At 70.0% G+C, this 6800-nt stretch carries 5 protein-coding genes; 4 read left to right on the top strand and 1 reads right to left on the bottom strand.

From position 1 onward, the window contains the following. From P409_RS22195 to P409_RS22185, 3 genes are all read left to right on the top strand, one after another. A partial coding sequence (locus P409_RS22195) for an ABC transporter permease (protein ID WP_034843790.1) occupies window positions 1-939 on the top strand: 939 nt, incomplete at its 5' end. Next, a complete protein-coding gene (locus tag P409_RS22190) occupies window positions 929-1774 on the top strand; it encodes an ABC transporter permease (protein ID WP_034843787.1) in 846 nt (281 codons plus the stop codon). The genes P409_RS22195 and P409_RS22190, both read left to right, overlap by 11 nt. Window positions 1775-1786: 12 nt before the next feature. Continuing rightward, window positions 1787-3214: a gamma-aminobutyraldehyde dehydrogenase gene (locus tag P409_RS22185; RefSeq protein WP_152613483.1), complete on the top strand. Its 1428-nt coding sequence runs from the start codon at window positions 1787-1789 to the stop codon at window positions 3212-3214. A gap of 109 nt (window positions 3215-3323) precedes the next feature. Here P409_RS22185 and P409_RS22180 read toward each other — a convergent pair whose 3' ends face one another. Beyond that, window positions 3324-5900, bottom strand: a complete 2577-nt coding sequence (locus P409_RS22180) for an NAD-dependent epimerase/dehydratase family protein (protein WP_081991701.1) — start codon at window positions 5898-5900, stop codon at window positions 3324-3326. A 163-nt stretch (window positions 5901-6063) separates the two neighbouring features. Here P409_RS22180 and P409_RS22175 point away from each other — a divergent pair. After that, window positions 6064-6800: TIGR03862 family flavoprotein (locus P409_RS22175; protein ID WP_034843781.1), on the top strand; the 737-nt coding region annotated here is incomplete at its 3' end.

Genomic DNA, 6800 nt, shown 5'->3' with positions numbered 1-6800 from the left:
GCCGCCGCCCTCCCCGCCCCGGCCGCGGACGGCGTCGGCCGGCGGGCCGCCCGCCTGCTGTACCGCAACGGCTGGCTGGTGCTGCTCCTGCTGCTGGTGCCGCCGGTCCTGTGGCTCGGCGTGATCTATCTCGGCTCGCTGTTCGCGCTGCTGCTGCAGAGCTTCTATTCGGTCGACGGCTTCACCGGGATGATCGTCCCGGAATTCACCCTGTCGACCTATGCCGACCTGTTCACCGCCGCCAACATGGACATCGTGCTGCGCACGGGCGTGATGGCGGCAACCGTTACCATCGCTTGCGCGCTGATCGCCTTCCCGATCGCCTATTATGCCGCGCGCTATGCCCGCGGCCGGGCCAAGGCGGCCTTCTACATCGCGATCATGCTGCCGCTATGGTCGAGCTATCTGGTCAAGGTCTATGCCTGGAAGCTGATCCTGGCGCGCGAGGGCGTGGTCACCTGGCTGGCCGGCCAGCTGCACCTGACCTGGCTGCTCGACGGCATCCTGGCCCTGCCGGTGGTCGGCGGCCCGTCGCTGTCCAGCGCCTATCTCGGCACCGCCATGGTCTTCGTCTACATCTGGCTGCCCTATATGATCCTGCCGGTGCAGGCGGCGCTGGAGCGGGTGCCGCGGTCGCTGACCGAGGCGTCGGCCGATCTCGGCGCCAGGCCGGGGCAGACCTTCCGGACGGTGATCCTGCCGCTGGCCTTCCCGGGCGTGGTCGCCGGCTCGATCTTCACCTTCTCGCTGACCCTGGGCGACTACATCATCCCGGGGATCATCGGCTCCTCCCGCCCCTTCATCGGCCAGGTGGTGCTGCAGCTGCAGGGCACTGCCGGCAACGTGCCGCTCGCCGCCGCCTTCACCGTGGTGCCGATCGCGATCATGGCCGTGTACCTGACGGCGGCGAAGCGACTGGGGGCCTTCGATGCGCTCTGACGCCACCGCCGCGCGCGGCAAGCTCACCGCCGGCACCCGCGCCCCCTGGGGCCTGCGCCTGTCGGCCCTGGCCGGCATCCTGTTCCTGCATGTGCCGCTGCTGTTCATCCTGCTCTATGCCTTCTCCAGCGACGAGAAGACCTTCCAGTTCCCGCCGCCGGACCTCACCATGCATTGGTTCAGCGTGGCCTGGCTGGACCGGCCGGACATCTGGGCGGCGCTCGGCCTGTCGGTGAAGGTCGCGGCGATGGCGACGGCGGTGGCGATCGTGCTGGGCACCTGCGCCGCCGCCGCGGTCTGGCGCAGCCGTTTCTTCGGGCGCGAGACGCTGTCGCTGCTGATCATCCTGCCGATCGCCCTGCCCGGCATCATCACCGGCATCGCCCTGCGCTCGGCCTATTCGCTAATGGACATCCCGTTCAGCTTCTGGACCATCGTCATCGGCCACGCCACCTTCTGCATCGTCGTCGTCTACAACAACGTGCTGGCCCGATTCCGGCGCACCTCCGGCTCGCTGATCGAGGCGTCGATGGACCTCGGCGCCGACGGGTTCCAGACCTTCCGCCATGTCGTGCTGCCGAACATCGCCACGGCCCTGCTGGCCGGCGGCATGCTGGCCTTCGCCCTCAGCTTCGACGAGGTGATCGTCACCACCTTCACCGCCGGGCAGCAGCAGACCCTGCCGATCTGGATGCTGACCGAGCTGATCAAGCCGCGGCAGCGGCCGGTGACCAATGTGGTGGCGATCATCGTCATCGTCGTGACGTTCCTGCCGATCCTCGGCGCCTATTACCTCACCCGCGACACCCACGATTTCTCGGGCTCCGGCAAGTAAGGGAGAGTGTCCATGGATATCGAGCTTCTGATCGACGGCGCCCTGGTGAAGGGCGAGGGCCAGGCCGAGACGGTGCTGAACCCGGCGACCGGCAAGCTGATCGTCGAGGTGCCGGAGGCATCGCAGGCCCAGCTCAACGCCGCCGTGGCCGCCGCCGCCCGCGCCTTCGAGAGCTGGTCGCTGACCACCCCGGCCCAGCGCGCCGGGCACCTGCTGAAGCTGGCCGACGCGATCGAGCGCGAGGCCGAGGCCTTCGCCCGGCTGGAATCGCAGAATTGCGGCAAGCCCTATGCCCGGGTGCTGGAAGACGAGATGCCGGCGATCATCGACACCTTCCGCTTCTTCGCCGGGGCGACGCGCTGCCTGACCGGCTCCGCCGCCGGCGAATACGTCGCCAACCACACCAGCATGATCCGGCGCGACCCGATCGGCGTGGTCGGATCGATCGCGCCGTGGAACTACCCGCTGATGATGCTGGCCTGGAAGATCGCCCCGGCCCTGGCCGCCGGCAACACGGTGGTGCTGAAGCCGTCGGAGCAGACGCCGCTGACCGCGCTGAAGCTGGGCCGCACCCTGGCCGAGATCTTCCCCAAGGGCGTGGTCAACATCGTCGCCGGCCGCGGCGAGACCGTCGGCTCGGCCCTGACCGCCCATCCCCAGGTGCGCATGGTGTCGCTGACCGGCGACATCGCCACCGGCCAGAAGGTGCTGCAGGCGGCGGTGAAGAACCTGAAGCGCACCCATCTCGAGCTCGGCGGCAAGGCGCCGGTGCTGGTGTTCGACGACGCCGACCTGGAAGCGGTGGTGGCCGGCGTCCGCGCCGGCGGCTTCTACAATGCCGGGCAGGACTGCACCGCCGCCTGCCGGGTCTATGCCGGGCCGAAAATCTATGACCGGCTGGTGGCCGACCTGGCCAGCGCCGTCGCCAGCCTGAAATACGGCGCACCGGATGATGCGGCCAGCGAGCTCGGCCCCCTGATCAGCGAGCGCCAGCGCGACCGGGTGGCCAGCTTCGTCGAGCGCGCGGCGGCGCAGAAGCACACCGAAATCCTGGCCGGCGGCGGCAAGGCCGAGGGCGACGGCTTCTTCTTCAGGCCGACCCTGGTGGCCGGGGCGCTGCAGACCGACGAGATCGTGCGCAAGGAGGTGTTCGGCCCGGTGGTCTCGGTCACCCGCTTCGACGACCCGGACGCTGCCATCGCCTGGGCCAATGACAGCGACTACGGCCTGGCCTCCTCAGTCTGGACCAGCAATGTGAAGACGGCGCTGAAGACCTCCGCCCGGCTGCAGTATGGCTGCGTCTGGGTGAACGCCCATTTCACCCTGACCACCGAGATGCCGCATGGCGGGTTGAAGATGTCCGGCTACGGCAAGGACATGTCGATGTACGGGCTGGAGGACTACACCGTCGTCCGCCATGTGATGATGAACTTCAGCTGAGCTTCCCTTTCCTGTCATTGCCGCGCTCGATCCGGCAATCCGGGGACCACCGTCCGGATCGCGCCGCAGGGCGCGGAAGGCCCGAGGCGCATCACGTCGACCGAACGGATCAGATGATGAACCGGTCCCAGCCGCCATAGTGGTCCGGGCTCAGCCGGCCACGCGGCAGGCTGAGCAGCACCAGGCCGAGGCCGGCGGCGACGTCGGCGACCATGGCCACGGTTCCGGCCCCTGCCATGAGGAAGGGCGACAGCGCGATCCAGAGGCCGAGCGCCACGTTCAGAAAGCGCAGCGGCCGCGCCACCTCCGCCATCGCGATCGCCGCGATGGTGATGACCAGGCATCCGGCCACATGATCGCTGTAGGCCAGCGGCGGCCGGGCGCCCAGGAGCGTGCCCGTCATCATCAGCCAGATGCCGAGGACGACGCTCGCGATCAGGGTCCAGGGATAGGACACCCCGCCGCTGACGAAGTTGTGCGCCACCGTGGCGAAGGGCGCGTCGAGATCGGGCGACGGGTCGCATTCCTGCTTCAGGGGCGGGCCGCCGCTGAACAGGGTGCGCCAGAACGGCCGGCCGGCGCGGCGGCTCTGCAGCAGGAACTGGGCGGAGGCCCAGACCTCGTCGACCGAATAGGGCATCATCAGCACGGTGAGCGCCGCCTGGACGATGCACAGCCCGCACAGGGCTCCGATCACGGTCGGCTGGATGATGACGAAGCCGACGCTGACCATGCCGAGCGGCACGATCAGCAGGCCGAAGATCAGCACGATCCAGGGCATCGTGCGCCAGCGCCGCCGGTCGCCGATCGCACCGGTCAGGATATCGAGCAGATAGGCGAAGGCGCCGAAACCGGCATCGGCGATCGGGAAGGCCTTCGACACGCCCGAGGTGATGACGGCCACGGTGCCGTTCTCCGCCCCGGTCGCGCCGCCGCTGAACACCGGGTCCCAGACCGAGTCGATATGGCCGAGCTGATAGGCGGCCAGGTAGCGCGACACCAGCAGGCCGATCAGCGCCATGGCCAGGATCGGGACGCGCTGGGTGTGGGTCGAGGGCGAGTAGGACCAGCCGAGCGGCAGGTCGGAGGGTGAGGCCAGCGCGGCCCTGCTGATCCCCGGCGGCGCCGGCACCATCACCGCAAAGGCGACGACGAAAGCGCCGATCAGCGTGTCCAAGGCGTATGCGGCGGGGCTGGTGGTCCAGAACACCAGCGGCGCCAAAGCCAGCCAGATGCCGACCGCGGCGGTGACCCACTGCACCCAGGATCGCGGCCGCGCCATCGCCAGCATCGACAGCAGGATGATGGCGGCGCCCGAGACCATGTCGCTGGCCGCGAGCCAGGCGTTGCGGACCTCCGGCGGAGACAACGGATGGCCGGCGGCGGGCGGAGTCGGCGCCAACCCCGGTTCGAACACGCCGTGGGTGAAGGGGCCGATGAGCAGCCAGAGGCCGAGCGCCATGACCACCAGATGCGCCCACAGCGTCCGCATATGATGCTCGGCGAGATCCGCCTCGACCTCCCCGTGGCTCTGAGCCGCGGGCGCACCGCCCTCCTGCTCGACCTTGTCGAGCACCGGCTCGGAGGCCGCGACCTTGGCCGCGTTCAGTTTGTTGGCCCGGTACCAGCCGGGAGGATCGGCGTTCAGCGCCGCCAGCATCGCCGGCAGCGTGCCGCCGAGCGAATGGCGGGGCTGCCAGCCGAGCAGCGCCCGGGCGCGGGAGACATCGAGCGCGTAATGGTCGTTCGCCTGGTCGATCATCCAGGGCTGGATGAAGGGGTCGTGCCCCAGCACATCCTCCTGCAGCCACTGCCCGGTCTTGGCAAAGGACTTGGGAATCTCCCACGTCTCCCAGGCTTCGCCGTGCAGTTCCTTGCCGATGCGGCTCTGGAGATCGCCATAGCTGAGCGTCTCTTCCTCGCCGAGCAGCAGGATCGCCTCCTGCGGCAGATCGCGGCGCCGCTCGACCAGGCGGTCGATCGCGTCGATCAGATCCTCGAGATGCAGGTAGGGTTGCCCCTTGTCGGGATCGCCCGGGTAGAGGCCGCTGACCGGCTGACGCTCAAAGATGTTGGCGATCTGCTGGGCCAGGAAGGCGGCGCGGCACTGCTCGTCATAGACACCGGCGAGCCGCAGGATCGCGATCGGGATGTCGCCGTGCCGCTGCCGGATCAGCGTTTCGGTGTCGGCTTTCGACTGCGGATAGGGTGTCTTCGGCCGGATCGGCGAGCCCTCGTCGATCCGCTCGCCGACCGCGCAGGGGGCATGGACCAGCATGGTGCTGGCGAAGACGAACTGTCCGGTCTCGAACTCCTGCAGGCCGCGCAGCAGCCGCTCGGTGCCGCGGACGGTCACCGCCTCGTATTTCGGGCTCGGCTCGCCCGACAGGTCGTAATATCCGGCGAGATGGACCACCGAAGCGATCCGGTTGCCATGGCCGGCGCGGACCCTCTGCAAGGCCGCCGCGACGCTCGCATCCGAGGTGAGGTCAACGCGGATCGCCTCGAAGGAGGGCGCGGCCGTCGGCGGCAGGACGGCGTCCAGCCCGACTACGTCGTAGCGCCCCGCCAGCCGGCGGATGATCGCCTGGCCGAGAAAGCCGCTGCTGCCGGTGACGATGACGGCATCCTTCGCGCCGGGACGCGGGTCGGCTGGGGGAGTCGGGGGGCCGGGTGGCGTCGCCACAATGCCTCCGCTGCTACTTCACGGATGGGTCGGTGCCCGCACCGAGTCCAATCGCGGCCGGCCGCGGGCGGTTCCCGAAACGGCCGTCCGGCGCGGAACAGGACTGGCCAATCCGGTGCAGGCTGCTAGGGTCCGCACCGCCATGCTGTGACGCCGGAGCGCCATGCCCGAGACCATTGCCATCATCGGCGGCGGCCCCGCCGGGCTGATCGCCGCGCAGCGCCTGGCCGAGGCCGGGCGGCGGGTGACCGTCTACGACCGGATGCCGACAGTCGGGCGCAAGTTCCTGATGGCCGGGCGCGGCGGGCTGAACCTGACCCATTCCGAGCCCCTGGACCGCTTCGTCACCCGCTACGGCGCGGCGCAGGGCTGGATGGAGCCGCTGGTCCGCGCCTTCACACCCGACGACCTGCGGGCCTGGAGCCGCGATCTCGGCGTCCCGACCTTCGTCGGCTCCAGCGGCCGGGTGTTCCCGGAGGGCCTGAAAGCCTCGCCCCTGCTGCGCGCCTGGCTGGGCCGGCTGGCAGCGTTGGGCGTCGAGATCCGGACGCGGCATGACTGGATCGGCCTCAGCGTCGGCAACCGGCCGCTGCTGCGCGGGCCGGAGGGCGAGTTCGAGGCCACAGCCGACGCCACCATCCTGGCGCTGGGCGGCGCCAGCTGGCCGCGGCTGGGTGGCGACGGCGGCTGGGCGCCGGTCCTGGCGGATCGCGGCGTCGCCATCGCGCCGCTGCTTCCGGCCAATGCCGGCGTCGAGATCGCCTGGTCGGCGCATCTGCGCGACCGTTTCGCCGGCACGCCCCTGAAGCGCATCGCCCTGAGCCTCGGCGAGCGGACCGTGCGCGGCGAGGCGGTGATCGCCGCCATCGGGCTGGAGGGCGGCGCCGTCTACGCGCTCGG

Source organism: Inquilinus limosus MP06 (assembly GCF_000767795.1).
GTDB classification, from domain to species: domain Bacteria; phylum Pseudomonadota; class Alphaproteobacteria; order DSM-16000; family Inquilinaceae; genus Inquilinus; species Inquilinus limosus_E.
This window is presented reverse-complemented; position numbering and strand designations above follow the sequence as displayed.

What these genes read in the sequence shown, in the direction of transcription:
- P409_RS22190 (WP_034843787.1), top strand. Translation starts at nt 929, where the DNA reads ATGCGCTCTGACGCCACCGCCGCGCGCGGCAAGCTCACCGCCGGCACC.
- P409_RS22185 (WP_152613483.1), top strand. Translation starts at nt 1,787, where the DNA reads ATGGATATCGAGCTTCTGATCGACGGCGCCCTGGTGAAGGGCGAGGGC.